We start from the raw sequence: 1,427 nt of genomic DNA, 5'->3' as shown, positions 1-1,427 counted from the left end.
CTTGCTATAAATACGCCATAAGGCCCAAAAAGTTGCAGAAATGGGTGAGTTTTATGAAGCCTCGTCAGACAAAGACCGTACCGCAAAAGGATCTATTCCAACCACAGCTCGTTGACATCATTAACCCCAACCATCCTTTAGTTCGACTGGCTAAGGTCATTGATTGGAATCAGTTAGATAACGAATTGGGGGGACACTTCTCAACGGTGGGTGCCGCCGCGTTACCCACTCGCCTTATGGTGGGATTGCTGTATTTGCAACACTTGCATAATTTGTCTGACGAAATGGTATTAGAACAATGGCTTGAATCGCCTTACTACCAATACTTTTGCGGCGAAACCTTTTTCCAACACGACTTTCCGTGTCATCCAACCAGTCTTGTAAAATGGCGAAAACGGTTAGGAGAAGAAGGCTGTGAATGGCTGCTAACTCAGACGATAGAAGCAGGACTCAAACTAAAAGTCATCAAACCGACGAGTCTAAAACGTGTGGTGGTCGACACCACGGTACAAGAAAAAAATATCACCTTCCCAACGGATGCCAAGCTCTACAACAAGGCTCGACAACAGCTCACTCAAATCGCCAAAGAACAAAATATCACGTTAAGACAAACCTACGACAAAGCCTGTCATGAGCTCATGCCAAAAATTGGCCGCTATGGTCATGCCAAGCAATACAAGCGCATGGGAAAAGCCATTAAACAAGTCAAAGGTTTTTTAGGGAGAGTGCTGCGGGACATTGATCGGCAAGTAAAACGACAAGGGTTAGCGCTCACCCAAAAACAGGAAGACACACTTAACCAAGCCTATCGATTGCTGAAGCAAACTCGCCAGAGCAAAAATAAGCTGTACAGCTTGCATGAACCCAATGTGGACTGCATCTCCAAAGGCAAAGCGCATAAACGTTATGAGTTTGGAGTGAAAGCCAGCATAGCCGTGACGGCTAAAGAATCCTTCATTGTAGGTGCAAGAAGCTATCCCGGTAATCCGTATGATGGACATACCCTGAAAGATCAACTGCAACAAGTAGAAACCTTGATTGGGCGAAAACCTGAAATCTGTTTTGTCGACCGAGGATATAAAGGATCAGGCGTGGAAGACATTAAAGTCTTGATTGCAGGGCAAAAACGCGGAGTCCCCAAGAAAGAGAAGAACTGGATGGGGAGAAGAAATAGCGTGGAGCCCATCATCGGGCATCTCAAATCAGATGGAAAACTCAGACGATGCTTCCTCAAAGGAATACTGGGCGATGCGATGAACGTGATCTTAAGTGCCTGTGGTCAAAACCTTCGTAAGCTGCTGAAGTGGCTTAATTTTGCCTTGGTCTGGGGTTGCTTTTATAGCGGGATGGAGTTGATACAAGCCTTATTGCCGCGAAGACTAGAAAATGAAATGGCATTTTAGACTAAAAACGCCATTATTCAGGGA

General features: G+C 45.3%; 1 pseudogene. It reads left to right on the top strand.

Annotation, left to right across the window (positions count from 1 at the left end):
* Positions 1-53: 53 nt before the first annotated feature.
* Positions 54-1,337: pseudogene (locus tag AYW76_RS18490) on the top strand (IS5 family transposase); the annotation flags it as partial.
* Positions 1,338-1,427 lie beyond the last annotated feature (90 nt).

Origin of the sequence: Marinomonas gallaica (assembly GCF_001639745.1) — a bacterium.
In the GTDB taxonomy this organism is placed as follows: Bacteria; Pseudomonadota; Gammaproteobacteria; order Pseudomonadales; family Marinomonadaceae; genus Marinomonas; species Marinomonas gallaica.
This window is presented reverse-complemented; position numbering and strand designations above follow the sequence as displayed.